This is a genomic window from Pseudomonas sp. FGI182, assembly GCF_000511325.1.
Classification (GTDB): domain Bacteria; phylum Pseudomonadota; class Gammaproteobacteria; order Pseudomonadales; family Pseudomonadaceae; genus Aquipseudomonas; species Aquipseudomonas putida_Z.
Map to the genome: position 1 here is coordinate 774,468 of NZ_CP007012.1, position 18,188 is coordinate 792,655.

The following is an 18,188-nucleotide window of genomic DNA, read 5'->3' on the forward strand; positions in this document are numbered from 1 at the left end:
GGGCGAGCCCGCGAAGAGGCCGGCACCGGCACTACACCTCTGTGAAGAAAACTATCAGATTTGCTTCACTATAAATCGATTTTTCCTGGGCTATAAGCTCTCGATAATTACCTGGTCTGTGCATTTCCATCGCCTATCGAGAGCCACCAGCATGACCGAACTCATCGCCGTCGCCCTGTTCACCCTGCTTGCCGTCATCAGCCCCGGTGCCGACTTCGCCATGGTCACCCGGAGCAGTTATGCACAGGGCCGCAAGGCCGGGCTGGCTGCCGCCGTGGGCATTGCCCTGGGAGTGCAGGTGCACGTTCTGTACACGGTGCTGGGCATCGCGGTGATCATCAGCCAGAGCCCGACCCTGTTCCTGGGCATGAAAGTGCTGGGCGCGGGTTACCTGGTCTACCTGGGTTACCAGTCGCTGACCAACACCCGGCGCATCAGCCTCGACGGGGTTGCCGCATCGGCTGCCAGCGTAACGCAGGCCCTGCGCACGGGCTTTCTGACCAACGCCCTCAACCCCAAGACCATGCTGTTCGTCATCAGTGCCTTCACCCAGGTGGTGCAGCCTGGCAGCTCGCTGGCGCTGGATTTTGCCTACGGCGCTTTCATGTCCGTTGCCCACTGGCTGTGGTTCAGCCTGGTGGCGGTGTTTTTCTCCAGCACGGCATTGCGCAAGGCGATGATCGAGCGGCAAAGGCTGGTGGACCGGGTAATCGGCCTGGCGCTGATCGGGTTGGGCCTGGCTGTGGCGGTGACCGGCATGCGTTGAGGTAGTGATTGCATGTCCTGTGGGGGGAGGGGGCAGGCCTGTGGTATTTTTCGCAGGCAAAGAAAAAGGGCTTACCTTGCGGTAAGCCCTTCGTCTTGTTTGGTGGCTACACAGGGACTTGAACCCCGGACCCCAGCATTATGAATGCTATGCTCTAACCAACTGAGCTATGTAGCCGATGGCGCGCATTATTCTCTTGAACGGCCCCCCTGTCAACACTCATTTCAAAAAAAATTTGCACGCTTTCAAAAACTTAGCGGCCAGGCCCCGGTTCTGCCTTGCCCAACGGCATGTCGCCGGCTTTCTACTGCCCGCTGCGCCAGCCATCGGTGGCCTTGAGGTCGGCTTTCTGTAACGGGCCGATACGCCCGCCATCGAAGGTTACCCGCTCGCCCGCCGATACAAGGCGCTGTTCGCCACCCTGGATAACCATGGCCTTGCCACTGAACACTACCAGTTCGTCATGCCCGGCATGGCGGGCGACCTGCAGGCGGGTACCGAACACCTGGATGCGCGCATCGCCCACTGTCACCTCCATGGCCCGGCCGTCGAGCATCACTTCCAGGTATACCCGGCCCTGCACCAGCTGCAGCTGGCGCATGCGGCCGCGCAGGTCGGCGTTCATCGCGCTGGCGCTGCCCAGGTGCAGGGTGGTGCCATCGGCCAGGCGAATACTGCGGCGTTCACCTGCATCGGTGTGCAATTCGCTGCCCAGGCGCTGCATCAGCGGCCAGTACAGGTAGGCTGCAGCGCCCAGCCCCAGCAGGAATAGCAGCGCCAGCCATTTGCCCATGTGGCTGCGGCGCGTGTTGATCTGCCGAGGGCGGGGGCGGTCAGGCTGCAGCTGATTGGCGAGCAACTGGCTCATGGGTTCGATCTGCTCGCGATAGGGGCCGTTTCGCCCAACGATGACGGGGGTATGGGCCAAGGATGCTAATTATATTGATAACCATTTTCAAGTGCGTCACGACAGAGGGATAAAAAAGGTAGCTATGTATCTATTTGTTTCCCGATAATCGGATCCCAAACTGCTGACGGAGATTCAGGCACATGGCTATCAGTAGCGCCTCCACGGCGCCCACCAGTGCGGCGGCGAGCCAAGCCACGCCGCTGGTGATGCGCATCATCGGTTTCTGCGCCCTGGCGCACCTGATCAATGACCTGATCCAGTCGGTGCTGCCGGCGATCTACCCGATGCTCAAGGCCAACTACGACCTGAGTTTCGCCCAGATCGGCATGATTACCCTGACGTTCCAGATCACCGCCTCGCTGCTGCAGCCTTGGGTCGGCTTTTTCACCGATCGCCGACCGGCGCCGAACCTGCTGCCGCTGGGCACCCTGTGTACCCTGGTGGGTATAGTGATGCTGGCCTTCGTCGGCAGCTTCCCCATGATTCTGCTGGCCTCGGCGCTGGTGGGGATCGGCTCGTCGACCTTCCACCCGGAAACCTCGCGTATTGCGCGCCTGGCCTCGGGCGGGCGCTTCGGCCTGGCCCAGTCGACCTTCCAGGTCGGCGGCAACACCGGCTCTGCGCTGGGCCCACTGCTGGCGGCGGCCATTGTCATTCCGTTCGGTCAGAGCCACGTGGCCTGGTTCGGCCTGGCTGCGCTGTTCTTCCTCGGCGTCACCCTGATGCTGCGTGGCTGGTACAAGGAGCACCTCAACCAGGCCAAGGCGCGCAAGGCAGTGCAGGCGACCCACGGCATTTCCCGCGGGCGGGTGGTCGCGGCGCTGATCGTGCTGGGCCTGCTGGTGTTCTCCAAGTACTTCTACATGGCCAGCTTTACCAGCTACTTCACCTTCTACCTGATCGAGAAGTTCGATGTGTCGGTGGCCAGCTCGCAGCTGCACCTGTTCCTGTTCCTCGGTGCGGTGGCGGCAGGTACCTTCTTTGGCGGGCCAATCGGTGACCGCATCGGGCGCAAGGCGGTGATCTGGTTCTCGATCCTCGGCGTGGCGCCGTTCACCCTGGTACTGCCGTATGCCGACCTGTTCTGGACCACCGTGTTGAGCGTGGTGATCGGCTTTATCCTGGCTTCGGCGTTTTCCGCGATCGTGGTGTATGCGCAGGAGCTGGTGCCGGGCAGCGTGGGCATGATTGCCGGGATCTTCTTCGGGCTGATGTTCGGCTTTGGTGGCATCGGTGCGGCCTTGCTGGGGTATGTGGCGGACCTGCGTGGCATCGAGTACGTGTACGAGCTGTGTTCGTTCCTGCCGTTGTTCGGGTTGTTGGCGGTGTTCTTGCCAAGTACCGGCAAGCGCTGATGTCGCCGGGGCTGCTTTGCAGCCCATCGCGACACAAGGCCGCTCCTACAGGGGGCTGCGTACTGTTGTAGGAGCGGCCTTGTGTCGCGAAAGGGCCTCATAGAGGCCCCCTGGGCAATTGACGAGCCAACCTGCGGTGGCCTAGAGTCCGCCTTTTCCCAACCACCTGCGTAGTAGTCAAAGCAATGTGCCGTACCCAGTCCCTGCCAAACGCCCGCCAGCCTGCCTTCCAGGCCCTGCGTCGCGCGTGGCCGAGCGATACGGTGCTCAAGCGTCGCCGCAGCGTGCTGTTTGCCTTCACCTTCTCGCCACACCTCGCCTGAACTGATCTGCGCTTTCGCGTCGCTCGCCGCCCTGGCGTGCGCGCCTGTGTCTGCACGTCTTTTCGGTTTGCAAGGAGTGGTACATGAACATGCGTTTGCTGGCGGGCCTGTTGTTCGCCGTTTCGGTCGTGGGTTTCAGTTTGGGGGCCAGCCTGCCGCTGGTGTCGTTGCGCCTGCATGAAGCCGGTGCGAGCACCCTGGAAATCGGCATCATCTCGGCCATCCCCGCTGCGGGCATGATGCTCTCGGCGTTCCTGGTCGACGCCTGCTGTCGCCACCTTACCCGGCGCACCATCTACCTGCTGTGCTTCAGCCTGTGCACGCTCAGCATTGGCTTGCTCGAGTCGGCGTTCGGCTCGCTGTGGCTATTGGCGCTGTTGCGCCTGGGCCTGGGGCTGGGCATGGGTATCGCCATCATCCTCGGCGAGTCGTGGGTCAACGAACTGTGCCCGGAGCACAACCGCGGCAAGATCATGGCCCTGTACGCCACCAGCTTCACCGGCTTCCAGGTGCTCGGCCCGGCAATGCTGGCGGTGCTGGGCGCCGACAGCCCGTGGATCACCGGTGTGGTCACCGCCTGCTATGGCCTGGCGCTGCTGTGCATCGTGCTGACCGTACCCAACGACCATGTGGAACATGAAGAAGGTGAAAAGAGCTTCGGCCTGGCCGGTTTCTTCCGTGTGGCGCCGGCGTTGTGCGTGGCGGTGCTGTTCTTCTCGTTCTTCGATGCCGTGGTGCTGTCGCTGCTGCCGGTGTATGCCACCAGCCATGGCTTTGCCGTGGGCGTGGCGGCGCTGATGGTGACCGTCGTGTTTGCCGGTGACATGTTGTTCCAGTTGCCGCTTGGCTGGTTGGCCGACCGGGTGGAGCGCACCGGGCTGCACCTGGTATGCGGGCTGCTGGCGATGGCGATCGGTATCGGCCTGCCCTGGCTGCTGAACCTGACCTGGTTGCTATGGCCGCTGCTGGTGCTGCTGGGCGCCGTGGCAGGCGGCATCTATACCCTGGCGCTGGTACTGATCGGGCAGCGCTTCAAGGGGCAGGACCTGGTTACCGCCAATGCCAGCGTGGGCTTGCTGTGGGGTGTGGGTAGCCTGGTCGGGCCGCTGGTCAGCGGTGCGGCGATGGATGTGGCGCCGCATGGTCTGCCCATCGCGCTGGCGCTGATGGCCGGGTTGTTCGTGTGCTTTGCCCGGCAGTCGTACCGGCGCGCGGGGCGGTTGCGGGCGGTGGCGGACTGAGGTTTTCCAGGGCTGCGCGGTCCCTGTAGGAGCGGCCTTGTGTCGCGATAGGGCTGCAAGGCAGCCCCGGCGATATCTGCGGCGCTGCTGAGGCCCGGGGGCCGCTTTGCGGCCCTATCGCGACACAAGGCCGCTCCTACAGGAATGGTGCCAGCCGGTCAGGCAAATGCCTGTCAGAAACTCCCGCGCAAGGTCACCGACACATTGCGCGGCTCCCCCCAGTAGTACCCCGTCGCCGTGGTACCGATCTGCCGGTAGTACTTCTTGTCGAAGATGTTGTTGGCGTTCAGTTGCACTGAGTAGTTGTCGTTGATGCGATAACCGAGCATGCCGTTGTACACCGCATATCCCGCCTGGGTCGCCTTGGCCGTGCCGCTTTCGGAATAGATGTCGCTCTGCGCCTGCACGCCGCCGCCAATGGTCCAGGCATCCAGCGTGCCCGGCAGGCGGTAGCTGGTGAACAGCCGCAGCATGTGCTCCGGGTCGGTGGTGCGGATCGCGTTGCCATTGGTGGCTGCCGAGTTCTTCAGGTACTCGGTGGTGTTGTAGGTGTAGCCACCGGTGACCTGCCAGCCCGGCAGCACTTCGCCGGAAATTTCCAGGTCGATGCCCTCGCTGCGGCTCTTGCCCGAGGCGATCTTGCAGCGGCCGGTGGTGCCGTTGCAGCCGATCTCCGTGGACATGTCATCCACCGGCGTACCCACCTGGTTGATACGGAAAAACGCCAGGCTGGTGTTCAACCGGCCATCGTAGAACTCGCCCTTGATGCCCGTTTCGTAGGCTTCGCCGATGATCGGGTCGAGCACCGAGTTGTTCTTGTCCACCACTGTTTGCGGGCTGAATATCTCGGTGTAGCTGGCGTACACGCTGAAGTTGTCATTCAGGTCGTAGATCAGCGCCGCGTACGGCACGATCTTCTCGTTGACGCTGAACTTGCCGTTTGCACCGGTGTTGTTTTCCTGCTCGTAGTCGTACCAGTTGGCCCGCGCGCCGATGATCGCGGTCAGCGGTTCGGCCAGCGAAATGCGCCAGGTGGCGTGTGCGGCTTGCTGGGTGGTACGGGTGCGCACCGGGTGTGCGGTGATGTCGATGTCCGGCTCTGGCAGGCTGGTTTTCGGGTCCCAGTAGCGGATGTCGTACAGCCCGGAAATTACCCGGTTGGTGGCCGACGCGTAGGAATCGTTGCGAATCCGTTCGACGCCGACCATCAGCTCGTGGGTGCGGCCAAACAGGTCGAACGGGCCGTTGAGGGTGGCGCTCAGGTTGTTCTGCAGGCTCTCGCCGCCGTCGCCTTCGGTAACCTGGTATTGCATCAGGTACGGGTTGCCGGTGGGGTTCAGGTTGGCCGGTGCGCGCTCCATGTAGGTTTGCTTGAAGCCATGGTCGTCCAGCTCGAAGTGGGTACGCAGGGCCATCAGCTTCAGGGTCCAGTCGTTGTCGAAGCGGTGCTCCAGTTCGGCAAAGGTGTTCAGGTTGCTGCGGTCCCAGCGGTTCCAGTCGGCCCCCAGATAGGTGCTGCGGCCGAAGGGCAGGGGGGCGCCGCTGGCGTCGGCGGGCAGATTGCCCCAGGCGCCGGTGGCGTCGAGCTTGGTCCACTCGACACCGGTGGTCAGCGTGGTGCTGTCGTCCAGGTCGAAGGCCAGCGAGCCGCCGAACGCTTCCTTGCGCTCCATGCGCGAGTCCTGGAACAGGTCGCGGTCGTCATGCACGGCGATCACCCGCCCGCGTACGTTGCCGGTTTCGGTCAGCGGGCCGGAGATATCGGCCACATAGCGCTGGGCATTCCACGAGCCCAGGGTCACGCTGCCCGTAGCCTGGAGGTCATGGGTCGGGCGCTTGCGCACCAGGTTCACCGTGCCCGACGGGTTGCCGGCGCCCCGCAGCATGCCGGTGGCGCCGCGCAGCACTTCGGCGCGGTCGATGAACGCCGAGTCGGTCTGGATGAACGAACCGCCACCGCTGCTCTGCACCACGGTGGCGCCGTCGTACTGGATGGCATCGATGGCAAAGCCACGCGAGTAGTACTGCACCCGCTCGCTGTCGGTGTAGTTGACCACCACGCCGGGTGTCTGCTCCAGCAGGTTGGTCAGGTTGGTGATGTTCTGGTCATCGATGCGCTGGCGGGTTATCACACTGACCGATTGCGGGGTATGGCGCAGGGTTTGCGGCATCTTGCCGATGGTCACTTCGCCGGTAGTGTAGGAGCCGGTGTGCTCGGTGGTTTCGCCCAGGCGGTCGCTGGAAATGCTGGTCGCGCCCAGCTCAAGGGCGTTTCCCACATCCAGCGCCGGGATCAGCAGGAAGCTGGTTGCGCTTTCCTGCTGGACCTGCACGTTGCTGCCCTGCAACAGGATCGACAGCGCCCCTGCACTGTCATGCCGGCCCTGCACGCCGCGGGTGGTCTTGCCCTGCAGGCTGTTCGCGTCGAACGACAGGCTCAGGCCGCCCTGGCGGGCCAACTGGTCCAGTGCCGGGGCCAGCGGGCCGGCCGGGATGTTCCAGTCGGTCTGCTGGCTCTGGCTGGCCACTGCAGCCTGGGCCATGGCCGGGAAGGCACCGCCAGCTGCCAGGCCAAGGCCGAACACGGCCGCGCGCACGGCACGGCGCAGCCTGTCGTTGCGAGGGGAACACGGGGCAATCATGAAGCGCTCCTGAAGGTTGTGAAGACCACTTTTCGGGTTTTGTTCCTTCAGGCCGAACGAGAATGAGATTCCACCTCATTTATTTTCGGAAATTTTTCAGGCCGCACCGATGCTTACCCAAAAACGCGTGCGGTAGTCGACCCGCACCGGCAGGCTGCGGGTGAGCAGCTGCAGGATCTGCGCGGTGTCGGCCAGCTGGTAGGTACCGGACACCTTCAGGTCTGCCACTTCCGGGGCACAGCGCAGCAGGCCCGGGCGGTAACGCGCCAGCTCGGCGATGAACTCGCCCAGCGGCATCTGTTGCACGCTGAGCACGCCGTCGGTCCAGCCCCAGGGGTCGCCGTGCAGCGTCACCGCCTGGAAGCTGCCGCTGGCCCACACCTGCAAGGTTTCGCCTGGCAGCACCCGACGTGGCGAGGCTGAGGTGGGGAGCAGCGTGACGTCGCCCCGGCGTACCGCCAGCAACAGGCCCTGGTCGTTCTCGCGCAGCAGCAGTTGGCCGTCGAGGGTGGCCAGTTGGCCAATGCGGGTGTCGATGCGGAACGGGCGGTTATCGTTGGGGTTGCTGTCCAGGCTCACCTCGCCACGCACCAGTTGCAGCCGGCGCTGCTCGGCGCTGTAACGCAGGTCGATGGCGCTGGCGGTATTTAGCTGGATGCGGCTGCCATCGCTGCCTTGCAGCTGGCGGCGTTCGCCGGTGGCAGTGCTGCTGTCGGCCAGCAGCTGGGGTATGCCCAACGGTTCGCGCGCGGCCCAGCCCAGGCTGCCGCCCACGGCCAGCACGGCCAGCAGCTTGAGGTGGTCGCGGCGGCTGATGCGCTGGCGCTGGCTGCCATCCAGAGTGCGGCGGCTCAAGCCCTTGGGCAGCCCGGCCAGTTCGTCACTGAGTTGGCTGACCCGCTGCCAGGCCAAGGGGTTGTGCGGATGGCTGGCCAGCCAGTGCTGGAACTGCTGCTCGGTACGCGGGCAGGGGCTGTCGAAGCGCAACTTCACCAGCCAGTCGATGGCCTGGTCGACCTGCGCCTGCGCGGGCGCGCTGTCAGGCGTCGGCATAGCGCAACCGGTAGCAGACGCCCAGGGCCTTGGCCAGGTCCCGCTCGATGGTGGCCCGCGACACACCCAGGCGCAGGGCGATCTGCACGATGCTCAAACCATCGAGCTGAGCCAGCAGGAAAGCCTGGCGGGCACGCGGTTTCAGCTGGTGCAGGGCACGGTCGAGGCGCGCCAGGGTATCCAGGATGACCAGTCGATCTTCTTCGCTGGGCACTTCGGCTTCGGGGAGGTGAGCCAGGCTTTCCTGGTAGGCCCGTTCCAGCGCGCGGCGGCGGAACTGGTCGATCATCAGGCCACGGGCGATGCTGCTGAGGTAGGCGCGTGGCTCCTTCAGCGGCGAAAGCTGGCGGGCCCGCAACAGCCGCACGAAGGTATCCTGGGCCAGGTCGGCGGCGTGCTCGCTGCAACCGACCCGGCTGCGCAGCCAGCCGCTGAGCCAACGGTGGTGGGCCTGGTAGAGCAGAGCGACCTCGGTCGGCTTGAGCGTGTCGTTGATCTGCATCTTGGCGAAGGCCCGGTCCTGTGGATATATGCGATTGTGAATAGTTCTCAATTCTATGCGGGGACGATGACGCGGAGCAATGGCATGCCAGGAATTAGCCGCGCAAGAACCGGCGTTTGCCCGATGAACGGCTGCGCTAAGCTGGACCTGCAATCGACTTGATGGAGGTGTCATGATCCGGGCCGACCTTTCGCCTGACGCGTACCGCGAGGCCACCGAATACCTGGCGGCGCTCGACCCGGACTGGTCGCGGCATATCGCGGCGATCGGGCCTTGCCTGCACCAGGCCACGCCGGGGCGTGAGCCTTACGAGGTGTTGGTGCGGGCGATTGCCTACCAGCAACTGCATGCCCGTGCTGCCGAGGCAATTCTTGGGCGCTTGCTGGCGTTGTTCCCGGAGGCTGCGTTCCCAGGGCCGGAGCAGTTGTTGGCGGTTACACCGGAAACCATGCGCGCCTGTGGTTTTTCCGCGAGCAAGATGGCGACGATTCAGGGTATTGCCCAGGGCCGGCTGGATGGCCTGGTGCCGAGCCGGGAAGAGGCACTGGCCATGGCTGACGACGCGTTGATCGAACGGCTGGTGGCATTGCGCGGGGTAGGGCGGTGGACGGTGGAGATGTTGCTGATCTACAGCCTGGCGCGTTCGGACGTTCTGCCGGTCGACGATTTTGGCGTGCGCGAGGGGTATCGGCGGCTGAAGGGGCTGGACAAGGCGCCGACGCCGGCGCAAATGCGTTCGTTGGGTGGCGGCTGGCGGCCATACCGTACCGTGGCGGCCTGGTACCTGTGGCGGGCCTGAGGTCCTGCACTGCCTGTGCCGGCCCTTTCGCGGGCATGCCCGCTCCCACAGGGATTTCTACAGCCTTGAAGGTCTATGCAGTACCTGAAGTTGTAGGTAAACCGGCCTCAAAGGCATGGCACAACATCCGAAACCGACACGGTCCCTGTGGGAGCGGGCAAGCCCGCGAAAAGGCCGGTACAGGCGACAACTTATCTGGAAGCTGACCGATGAACCCCTACACCACCCCCGACCAACGCTGGCAAGCCGTAGAATCCCGCGAAACCGCCGCCACCGGCCACTTCGTCTACGCCGTGCGCACCACCGGCATCTACTGCCACCCCGGCTGCAAATCGCGCCTCGCCAAGCGAACCAACGTCGAGTTCTACGACACCCCAGCCGCCGCCGAAGCCGCCGGCTACCGCGCCTGCAAACGTTGCACTGCCACCACCAGCGCCAGCGCCACCCGCCACAGCCAGCTGGTCACCCGCGCCTGCCGGCTGATCGAAGCCAGCGACCCCGCGCCCAGCCTCGATCAACTCAGCGCCCAACTGGCCGTCAGCCCTTTCCACCTGCACCGCCTGTTCAAGGCCGAAACCGGCCTCACCCCCAAGGCCTACGCCACCGCTTTCCGTGCCCGGCGCCTGCGCGCGCACCTGGAGGATGGCCAGCGCTCTGTCACCGATGCCATCTATGACGCCGGCTACAACTCCAACAGCCGTTTCTACGAAAGCGCCGACCAGCGCCTGGGCATGCGCCCGCGGCAATACCGCGCCGGCGGCGCCGGGGCAACCATCCACTTCGCCCTCGGCCAGTGCTCTCTAGGCGCGATCCTGGTGGCCCAGAGCGAGAAGGGCATTTGCGCGATCCTGCTGGGCGACGACCCCGAGGCCCTGCTGCGCGACCTGCAGGACCAGTTCCCCAAGGCCCACCTGGTCGGTGGCGACAGTGCCTACGAACGGTTGGTCGCCGAGGTGGTGGGCTTCGTCGAAGCCCCGGCGCTGGGCCTGGCCTTGCCCCTGGATGTGCAAGGCACTGCGTTCCAGGAGCGGGTGTGGCAGGCCCTGCGCGAGGTGCCGGCCGGCAGCCGGGTCAGCTACACCGACATCGCCGAGCGCATCGGCGCGCCCAAGGCGGTGCGTGCGGTGGCCATGGCCTGCGCGGCCAACCACATCGCCGTGGCCATCCCTTGTCATCGGGTGGTGCGCCGGGACGGCGACATCAGCGGCTACCGCTGGGGTGTCGAGCGCAAACAGCAACTGCTCAAACGAGAAACGGCACTCTCCTGATCGCGTGAAGCCGAGTAGAATCCGCCGCCAAATCGAATTGTAAAGAGGAATATTCGATGAGGCGTGTCAGCCTTGCCCGTTATTGTCCAGGCCTTATGGTCCTGATGGCCCTGATGCTGGCGCTTGCCAGCCCGGCCTGGTCGGCCCCGGCCACGCCCTTGTCCAACCTGGCGGTTGCCGAAGCGCCCGTGCTGGATGAAAACGCCAGCTTCGAGCAACTGAGCGAGCGCCTGGACCAGATCCGTCAGGGGGTCACCAACGAGGCCAACGACGATCTGCTGTCGCAACTGCGCCTGGGCGCCATGCAGGTCCAGCGCCAAGCCGATGCGTTGACTGCCCTGCGCACCACGGATGTGGAAAAAGTCGACGACCAGCTCAAGGTCATCGGCCCGGTCCAGCCGGACGAGGCCGCCACCCTGACCCAGCAGCGTAAAGCGTTGGAGGCCGAGAAGAAGGCCTTGGTAGCCCAGCAGGACCAGGCCGCCAAGCTGACCCAATCGGCCCGCGACCTGTCCACGCAGATCGTCAACCTGCGCCGCAGCCAGTTCAACTCGCAGATCACCAGCCGTGCGGCCTCACCACTGAGCCCGGCATTCTGGCAGAGCATCATTCGCCCCACCCAGGACGATGTGGGGCGCCTGCGTGACCTGCGTGGCGAGACGGCCGATGCCATCGGCAGTGCCTTCAGCGCCGAACATCGCTGGCTGTTCATTACCAGCCTGGTGGCGGCAATCCTGGTCTGGACCTTGGTGCGCCGCGTGCTCGAGCGCTTGCTGGCCAACGCCATGGTCAGCTGGCTACCCGAAGGCCGCCTGCGCCGCAGTGCCTTGGCGCTGGGCGTGAGCCTGGCAACCCTGGGTACCATCGCCGGTTCGGTCTCGCTGCTGCGTTGGGGGCTGGAGAGCAGCGCCGAGCTGGGCGCCGATATCGCCAGCCTGGCCAACCATGTACTTGCCCTGGTGGTGTTCAGCGCCTTCATCACTGGCCTGGGCCGCGCCATGCTGATGCTGCAGCGCCCGTCCTGGCGCCTGCCGCCGATCCACGACGAAGTGGCCAGCGCGCTGGGCTGGTTCCCCAAGGTGCTGGCGCTGGCGCTGATGGTCATGATGACCATGGAACGCATCAACAGCGTGATCGGTGCCAGCCTGGCACTGACCGTGGCGGTCAACGGCCTGACCGCGCTGGTAGTGGCGGTCACCTTCGCCGGTGCGCTGCTGCGTTACCGCCGCACCCTGCGCAAGCATGACCTGGAGCGCCCTACGGGCCTGGCCGGGTTGATCCCGTTCGTGATGGTGATCTGGCTGACGTTGATCCTGCTGGCCCTGCTCACCGGTTACCTGACACTCGCCTACTTCCTTACTGCCAAGCTGCTGTGGGTCAGCCTGGTGGTCACCTGTGCCTACCTGCTGACCACCTTCTTTGGCGACCTGTGCGAAACCCTGCTGTCGCCCCGCCAACCCGGTGGCCTGGCGCTGGCCTCGACCCTGGGCCTGGCACCACGTCATCAGGCGCAGGCCAGCACCATTCTGGCAGGCATCGGCCGCACCGTGGTGCTGTTCCTGGCGCTGCTGCTGGCACTGATGCCGTCGGGCACCAGCCCCAGCGAGTTGCTGCTGAGCCTGGGCGATTGGGACGGTACCGGCGGCAAGCTGCTCGGCAACATGAACATTGTCCCCCAGGACATCCTGTTGGCGCTGGTGATGCTCCTCGGCGGCCTGTTCGCCATCCGCGTGGTCAAGCGCTGGCTGAGCGATCGCCTGTTGCCGGAAACCGACATGGACGCCGGCATGCGTGCCTCGCTGGTGACCCTGGTGGGTTACCTGGGCTTCATCTTCCTGGCCATGCTGGTGATGTCGACCCTGCGCATCAACCTCACCAGCCTGACCTGGGTGGTCAGTGCCCTGTCGGTGGGTATCGGTTTCGGCTTGCAGCAGATCGTGCAGAACTTCATTTCCGGCCTGATCCTGCTGACCGAGCGCCCGGTCAAGGTGGGCGACTGGGTCAGCCTGGCGGGCGTCGAGGGCGACATTCGCCGTATCAACGTGCGCGCCACCGAGATTCAGATGTCTGACCGCTCGACGGTTATCGTGCCCAACTCGCAGTTCATCTCGCAGAACGTGCGCAACGTGACCATGGGCAATGCCCTTGGCGTGGTCGGCATTACCCTGACCATGCCGCTGGAGACCGATGCCAACCGCGTACGTGAGCTGCTGCTGGCGGCTTACCAGGAGCATGAGGCGATTCTGGATGCGCCGGCTACCTCGGTCACCTTCAAGGACCTGACCAGCAGCGGCATGGTGATAGGTGTGAGTGGTTACGTGGCGGGGCCGCGGCAGGTGTCCGGTACGCGCAGTGACCTGTTGTTCACCATTCTTGGGCGCCTGCGTGATGAAGGTATTGCCCTGTCGTCGCCGCAGAGCATGGTGTTGGTGCAAGAGAATGCACGGCCGGCTGACGAGCCGGTGTGAGCATCGGGGGCTGCGTTGCAGCCCATCGCGACACAAGGCCGCTCCTACAGGAAATGTGCAGTCCCTGTAGGAGCGGCCTTGTGTCGCGATAGGGGCGCAAGGCGCCCCCAACCCTCAATGCTGCTTGGCCTGCCTGATCCTCAGCAAAATCACCAGCAACACCAACAGCACAGGCGGCGCCATGGCCAACAGCCCATCCCGCGCCGTCAGCCCCAACCCCAGCACATTCAGCCCGCCATACAGCAGCTTGAACAGGTTCAGCAGGTAGTAGGTGATGGCGATGATCGACAGCCCCTCCACCGCCCGTTGAATCTTCACCTGGGCATCGGCCCGGCCATTGAGGCTGCGCAGGATCTCGGCGTTCTGCTCTTCCATTTCCACCTGTACCCGCGCCTGCAACAGGTCGCCCAGGTTGGCCACGTTCTTTGCCAGCTGCTCCAGGCGCTGCTCGGTGGCCGCGCAGTAGCGCACGGTCGGTTTGAACCGGCGTTCGATGAACACCCCCAGGCGCTGGCAGTCGCCCACATGGCTTTCCCGCAGCTCGCCCAGGCGCTCGAACACCAGTTGCGCATAGGCTTGTGTGGCGCCGAAGCGGTGGCGGGTTTTAACCGTGCGGCTGACCACCTGGCGTGACAGGTGGGCAATGGCCTCCAGCAACCCTTTGGAATCATGGCCATCGACCCCAGCACTGCGCTCCGAGAGGCTGACCAGGGTCTTGTCGAAGGCATCCAGTTCCTGGCTCAGGTCCTTGGCCGTGGTCAGGGTCAGCGAGGCCATCATGCGGTAGGTCTCGATCTCCAGCAGGCGGCGGATCATGCGGCCCTGGCGGTAGGCATTGAGGCGACGGTTGATGAACAGGAAGCGGTTGGTGCCGTCTTCGGTCAGGCGAAAATCGCTCCACACCACCGCATCGCCACCGCCGACGCAGGAGCCGCACGGATCCTTGAAACCGTAGTGGGGCAGGTCCAGTTCCTGTTCGTCACGGACCAGCACCTGCACCGCGTTGATCACCTGCGCCGCTTGCGGGGCGATAGCCTCGGCCAGCACCGGCGGCAGCGTTTGCCACTCGGTGTCGGCGGCAGTGCAGGGCACCACCAGGGTCAGGGTGAAGAACTCGGTGTGCCGTTCCCACTTGAACGGATGGCCATCCAGGCGGGTGATGCCTTGAGCGGCTGCGGTGTCCAGGGCATCCGGGCAGCAGCGTTGCAGCAGTGCCGCACAGGCAGCATCGCCGCCGAGCAAGGCCAGGTGGAAGACATGCGCCGGGCCGTCGAAATACAGCGACGGGCGGGCGTGCAGTTCGTTGTGCAAGGCGGTGCGTTGAGGGTGCATGGGTGGTCCGGCCTGGTGTTGTGATTGTGGGGGTACCAGGAAGTGGGACTTTGCGGGGGGAGGGGAAAGTCACGCGGGCGCAGAGTTTTGTGTCGCCTGTGCCAGCTCTTCGCGGGCTTGCCCGCGAAGAGCCGCAAAGTGGCCCCGGTATCCCGCCTTACTACCCAATCCAATATCGGATGGGGTGATCATTCGTAATATCTGAATTCGTTGCTGTCACGGACCAGCAGCTGCATCAGCTTTGGATGAATGAACAGCTTTTCTCTGCCTACTTGCATCTCCTGCAAGACGCCTATTCCCGCCAGATCTTGTAGATAGCGTGATGCGGCCTGTCGCTGAGCGATCTGCTTTTCAACGATGTTGCCAATACGGCAATAGGGCTGTTCAAAAATGACATCGACCAGCTCGCGCGAGTAGATTTTAGGCAATCGCTCGCGTACATATTGAGTGGTGTGCTCGGCAAGGCTGCGGATAGCGGTGATCTTGGCGCTTGTCCATCTAGCGGTTTGCTCGACCGCACTCAACATGTACAACAACCAAGGCTCCCAGGCTTGCTCTCGCGTAACATCAAGTAGCAGTCGATAATAGTCGTTGCGATTGGCGATGATAAAACGGCTCAGGTAAAGGATGGGCAGGTTCAACAGACCTTGCTCAATGAGAAACAGAATATTGAGCACGCGACCGGTACGACCGTTGCCGTCGGAAAATGGGTGAATAGCTTCGAACTGATAGTGCCCCACGGCCATGCGCACCAGAGGGTCCAGCTCGGTTTCGTTGTGCAGGAAACGCTCCCAATTTGCGAGCAAGTCGCGTAGATGGCTTTCACCTTCTGGCGGCGTATAGATGACTTCACCCGTGCGGTCATTGGCGAGCTGTGTGCCTGGAACACGGCGTACGTCCATGTTCACGCCTTTCAGCGTACGACAGATCTCGACTGCTGTCCCAGTGGACAGGGGGCGTTCGGAAAGTGACTGGAAACCACGATACAGAGCGGTTCGGTAGCGCAGCGCTTCCTTGGTGGCGGGGTCTGCATGTCCGTCACTATCTTGTGCGTGTTGAAACAACATGTCAGTCGTTGTGACGATACTTTCGATTTCCGAGCTGTCTTTGGCCTCCAGTAACGGTAGGGTGTTGATCAACATCGTCTGGTTCGGGATCAGTTCAGCGGCCTGTTTCAGCTCCCCTAAGGCTGTACGTGCTTCGATGCAGCGTTTGAGCACTGCCCGTGTTTCCAGTTCAGCGGCTGGTGGCAAGGCCGGAAGCTGATTGAACGGTTTGTCGGCCTGCCAGGGTAGGTGGGAAGCAGTCATACACGAGCGCCTGATCGGGAAGGAATGTGTCGCTATTTTGTGATTTCGGCGACACGTTTTGTCAATGTGTCGCTGCCAGCGACATGTTTGCCAAACGTGTTCTCGAAATGGCTTTTTTGCGACATATCCTGTGAAGCCTGTACCGGCCTCTTCGCGGGCCAGCCCGCTCCCACAGGTTGGACTGCCCCCGAAAAGTTGGACAGTTTTAGCCAGTGGCCTGAGTCCTGTAGCTGACAGGGCTCAGGCCATTGAGTTTCAGCCTGATGCGGTCATGGTTGTAGTAATGGATGTACTCTTCCAGGCCCGCCTTCAGCTGTTCGACGCTTTCAAAGCGCTTCAGGTAGAAGAACTCTGACTTCAGTGTGCCGAAGAAGCTTTCCATCGCTGCATTATCCAGACAATTGCCCTTGCGAGACATGCTCTGCTTCACACCGCGCGCTGCGAGCTTATGGCGGTATTGGGGCTGCTGGTAATGCCATCCCTGGTCTGAGTGGATCACTAGCTTGGGCTTTTCACCCAACCCATCGAGCGCCTTTTCCAGCATGTTCCCGACCAAGCCATAGGTAGGCCGGCAAGCTGTTTCATAGGCGATGATCTCACCGTTGTACAAGTCCATCACGGGCGACAGGTAGAGCTTTTGTTGGGCCACTTTGAACTCAGTGACATCGGTCACCCACTTCTGGTTGGGGCGTTGCGCGACGAAATTACGCTCAAGCAAATTCATGGCCACCTTGCCGACAATGCCGCGATAGGATCGATACTTCTTCGGGCGTACAACGGACTGCAAACCAAGCTCAGCCATCAACCGTTCAATGACCTTCTTGTTGACCAAGGTCCCCTGATTCCTGATGGCAAGGGCAATGCGGCGGTAGCCATACAGCCCTTTCTCCTCGTGATAGACACGCTGCACCAACTCCTTGAGCGAGGCGTGCCTGTCCGGCTTTTGCTGGCACTTGACCTGGTAATAAAAGGTACTGCGTGGCAACCCCACCATCTGCAAGAGGTCAGGCAGCGGATATTTATGTCTGAATTTGCAGACGATCAGGGCTTTTTCGTCCGTGTTCGCTCCTTCTCCTCTCGCAGAGCCTTTAACTCCTTTAGGACATCATTCTCCATGCGCAGATACTCGAGCTCGCTCAACAACTGCTCACGAGATTTCTCTGCGTCATTGGTGTCTGTCGGCTTGATGGGCTTAATTTTCTTCGGCACGGCTGATTTTCTTTGTTTGGCGAGAGTGGCTACAGGACTGCCACTGTAGTGCTGCCGCAGCCAAATGCCTATCTGTGAGGACTGTCCAAGGTCAAAGTGCGCCGCTGTTTGGCGCAGGGACAGGCGATGCTCAAGCATGTACTTGAGCACCCGCCGCTTGAATTCCTCGGTGTAGCGGCGACCATGCGAGCGAGGGCTGAGGCTGGCATCGACTTGGTAGCCAGCAACCCAGCGCCGAAGCAGGCTGAAATCGATGCCAAAGTGTTGTGCCACCTTGCGAAAGCCCCGGCTGCCCTCTAGGTAAGCGGTGATAGCCGTGAGCTTGAACTGCTCTGTGTATTTACCCATAGATCCCCCAAGGGTTGGATTGGTGTCCAACTTCTTGGGGGCAGTCCAGGTACGGTGCTGCCCTTCAGGCCTGCGCTATCCCTGTGGGAGCGGGTTTACCCGCGAAGAGGCCGGTGAGCCCGGCATCAATTCCAGGCCTTACTCGCGGTTCAACAGCAATTGGTTGAGCGCCCGGGTCATTTGCACGTTATGCACGGTATTGACCAACAACCCGATGCCCGGTTCGCCAGCGTTGGCGCAGATGTATTCGTCGAGGGTGTCCTCAATGCCGAGCAGCAATTGCGAGACGTAACGCAGCGCCTCGGGTGAGGGCAAGTCGTTGTTGATGGTGTAGAGCGGGCGGGAGCCAGGTTTTACAGGTGGATCGGGCACAAGTTTATTCATTGCGTTTCCCTAGGTCGGTCAGGAGCTACCACCTCATTCCCTCTCACAGGATCGGGTGGCAGCCGTACGCGGGGTGAGAGACCGGAGACCTAGGAACCCGGCCAGGACCAAGCCTGCCCGCGCACAGCTACCGTTGAGGTTGCAACCAGATCAGCACGGGCTCTCACACCCGGTCGCCATTTGTGACGACCCAGGGAAATTAGCCCTGATGCTCCTGTTCAACAACAGAGAAACGGCTGCGGCGCGGGTAGGATAATTCCCAAGCTACTTCCAGCTGA

The 18,188-nt window shown here is 63.0% G+C and carries 14 protein-coding genes, 1 tRNA gene and 1 pseudogene; 7 read left to right on the top strand and 9 right to left on the bottom strand.

All coding sequences use genetic code 11. The annotated features are described in order from the left end of the window. Window positions 1-151 precede the first annotated feature (151 nt). Window positions 152-766, top strand: a complete 615-nt coding sequence (locus C163_RS03480; protein ID WP_025337645.1) for a LysE family translocator — start codon at window positions 152-154, stop codon at window positions 764-766. Between the two features lie 100 nt (window positions 767-866). Here the strand turns inward: C163_RS03480 and C163_RS03485 are convergent. Together C163_RS03485 and C163_RS03490 are read right to left on the bottom strand one after the other, a co-directional pair. Beyond that, window positions 867-943: transfer RNA gene (locus tag C163_RS03485), tRNA-Met, on the bottom strand. Between the two features lie 130 nt (window positions 944-1,073). After that, window positions 1,074-1,634 (bottom strand): annotated as a pseudogene (locus tag C163_RS03490) (FecR family protein); the annotation flags it as partial. Between the two features lie 182 nt (window positions 1,635-1,816). On the opposite strand from C163_RS03490, the gene C163_RS03495 reads away from it, so the two are divergent. The 3 genes from C163_RS03495 to C163_RS03500 all read left to right on the top strand — a co-directional run bounded on the left by C163_RS03495 (window position 1,817) and on the right by C163_RS03500 (window position 4,595). Continuing rightward, complete coding sequence (locus C163_RS03495; RefSeq protein WP_025337646.1) at window positions 1,817-3,031, top strand: MFS transporter; 1,215 nt, start codon at window positions 1,817-1,819, stop codon at window positions 3,029-3,031. 185 nt (window positions 3,032-3,216) lie between these two features. Beyond that, window positions 3,217-3,354: a hypothetical protein gene (locus C163_RS27280; RefSeq protein ID WP_166674214.1), complete on the top strand. Its 138-nt coding sequence runs from the start codon at window positions 3,217-3,219 to the stop codon at window positions 3,352-3,354. An 83-nt stretch (window positions 3,355-3,437) separates the two neighbouring features. Continuing rightward, the gene (locus C163_RS03500; RefSeq protein ID WP_025337647.1) at window positions 3,438-4,595 is read left to right on the top strand and encodes an MFS transporter; all 1,158 of its coding nucleotides are present in this window, start codon (window positions 3,438-3,440) and stop codon (window positions 4,593-4,595) included. Window positions 4,596-4,768: 173 nt separating this feature from the next. Here the strand turns inward: C163_RS03500 and C163_RS03505 are convergent, their stop codons facing one another. The 3 genes from C163_RS03505 to C163_RS03515 form a co-directional block, all read right to left on the bottom strand. Next, window positions 4,769-7,237 (bottom strand): TonB-dependent receptor, encoded by a 2,469-nt coding sequence (locus tag C163_RS03505; protein WP_025337648.1) that lies wholly within the window; start codon window positions 7,235-7,237, stop codon window positions 4,769-4,771. A gap of 96 nt (window positions 7,238-7,333) precedes the next feature. After that, the gene (locus C163_RS03510; protein ID WP_025337649.1) at window positions 7,334-8,290 is read right to left on the bottom strand and encodes a FecR domain-containing protein; all 957 of its coding nucleotides are present in this window, start codon (window positions 8,288-8,290) and stop codon (window positions 7,334-7,336) included. Continuing rightward, on the bottom strand, window positions 8,277-8,792 hold the full coding sequence (locus tag C163_RS03515; RefSeq protein WP_025337650.1) for a sigma-70 family RNA polymerase sigma factor: 516 nt from the start codon (window positions 8,790-8,792) through the stop codon (window positions 8,277-8,279). The genes C163_RS03510 and C163_RS03515 overlap by 14 nt, the downstream gene beginning before the upstream one ends. A 172-nt stretch (window positions 8,793-8,964) precedes the next feature. Here C163_RS03515 and C163_RS03520 point away from each other — a divergent pair, with 172 nt between their 5' ends. From C163_RS03520 to C163_RS03530, 3 genes are all read left to right on the top strand, one after another. Then, window positions 8,965-9,591, top strand: coding sequence for a DNA-3-methyladenine glycosylase (locus C163_RS03520; protein ID WP_025337651.1), 627 nt, complete (start codon window positions 8,965-8,967; stop codon window positions 9,589-9,591). 209 nt (window positions 9,592-9,800) lie between these two features. Continuing rightward, window positions 9,801-10,859 carry a bifunctional DNA-binding transcriptional regulator/O6-methylguanine-DNA methyltransferase Ada gene (gene ada, locus C163_RS03525; RefSeq protein WP_025337652.1) on the top strand — a complete coding sequence of 353 codons (1,059 nt, stop codon included), beginning with the start codon at window positions 9,801-9,803 and terminating at the stop codon, window positions 10,857-10,859. 56 nt (window positions 10,860-10,915) lie between these two features. Beyond that, entirely contained in the window at window positions 10,916-13,327 is a 2,412-nt protein-coding gene (locus tag C163_RS03530) for a DUF3772 domain-containing protein (RefSeq protein WP_025337653.1), read from the top strand. A 114-nt stretch (window positions 13,328-13,441) separates the two neighbouring features. Here the strand turns inward: C163_RS03530 and C163_RS03535 are convergent, their stop codons facing one another. From C163_RS03535 to C163_RS03555, 4 genes are all read right to left on the bottom strand, one after another. Beyond that, entirely contained in the window at window positions 13,442-14,659 is a 1,218-nt protein-coding gene (locus tag C163_RS03535) for a DUF3422 domain-containing protein (RefSeq protein WP_025337654.1), read from the bottom strand. Between the two features lie 188 nt (window positions 14,660-14,847). Continuing rightward, entirely contained in the window at window positions 14,848-15,969 is a 1,122-nt protein-coding gene (fic, locus tag C163_RS03540) for a protein adenylyltransferase Fic (protein WP_025337655.1), read from the bottom strand. A gap of 205 nt (window positions 15,970-16,174) precedes the next feature. Further along, a protein-coding gene (locus C163_RS27010; RefSeq protein WP_371257950.1) for an IS3 family transposase occupies window positions 16,175-17,526 on the bottom strand; the annotation gives its coding sequence in 2 pieces (ribosomal slippage) (window positions 16,175-17,055 and window positions 17,055-17,526; 1,353 coding nt in all). Between the two features lie 138 nt (window positions 17,527-17,664). Then, entirely contained in the window at window positions 17,665-17,910 is a 246-nt protein-coding gene (locus tag C163_RS03555; RefSeq protein ID WP_025337658.1) for a hypothetical protein, read from the bottom strand. Window positions 17,911-18,188 lie beyond the last annotated feature (278 nt).

What these genes read in the sequence shown, in the direction of transcription:
- C163_RS03495 (WP_025337646.1), top strand. Translation starts at nt 1,817, where the DNA reads ATGGCTATCAGTAGCGCCTCCACGGCGCCCACCAGTGCGGCGGCGAGC.
- C163_RS03500 (WP_025337647.1), top strand. Translation starts at nt 3,438, where the DNA reads ATGAACATGCGTTTGCTGGCGGGCCTGTTGTTCGCCGTTTCGGTCGTG.
- C163_RS03515 (WP_025337650.1), bottom strand. Translation starts at nt 8,792, where the DNA reads ATGCAGATCAACGACACGCTCAAGCCGACCGAGGTCGCTCTGCTCTAC.
- C163_RS03505 (WP_025337648.1), bottom strand. Translation starts at nt 7,237, where the DNA reads ATGATTGCCCCGTGTTCCCCTCGCAACGACAGGCTGCGCCGTGCCGTG.
- ada (WP_025337652.1), top strand. Translation starts at nt 9,801, where the DNA reads ATGAACCCCTACACCACCCCCGACCAACGCTGGCAAGCCGTAGAATCC.
- C163_RS03530 (WP_025337653.1), top strand. Translation starts at nt 10,916, where the DNA reads ATGAGGCGTGTCAGCCTTGCCCGTTATTGTCCAGGCCTTATGGTCCTG.
- C163_RS03520 (WP_025337651.1), top strand. Translation starts at nt 8,965, where the DNA reads ATGATCCGGGCCGACCTTTCGCCTGACGCGTACCGCGAGGCCACCGAA.
- C163_RS27280 (WP_166674214.1), top strand. Translation starts at nt 3,217, where the DNA reads ATGTGCCGTACCCAGTCCCTGCCAAACGCCCGCCAGCCTGCCTTCCAG.
- C163_RS03480 (WP_025337645.1), top strand. Translation starts at nt 152, where the DNA reads ATGACCGAACTCATCGCCGTCGCCCTGTTCACCCTGCTTGCCGTCATC.
- C163_RS03510 (WP_025337649.1), bottom strand. Translation starts at nt 8,290, where the DNA reads ATGCCGACGCCTGACAGCGCGCCCGCGCAGGCGCAGGTCGACCAGGCC.
- fic (WP_025337655.1), bottom strand. Translation starts at nt 15,969, where the DNA reads ATGACTGCTTCCCACCTACCCTGGCAGGCCGACAAACCGTTCAATCAG.
- C163_RS03535 (WP_025337654.1), bottom strand. Translation starts at nt 14,659, where the DNA reads ATGCACCCTCAACGCACCGCCTTGCACAACGAACTGCACGCCCGCCCG.
- C163_RS03555 (WP_025337658.1), bottom strand. Translation starts at nt 17,910, where the DNA reads ATGAATAAACTTGTGCCCGATCCACCTGTAAAACCTGGCTCCCGCCCG.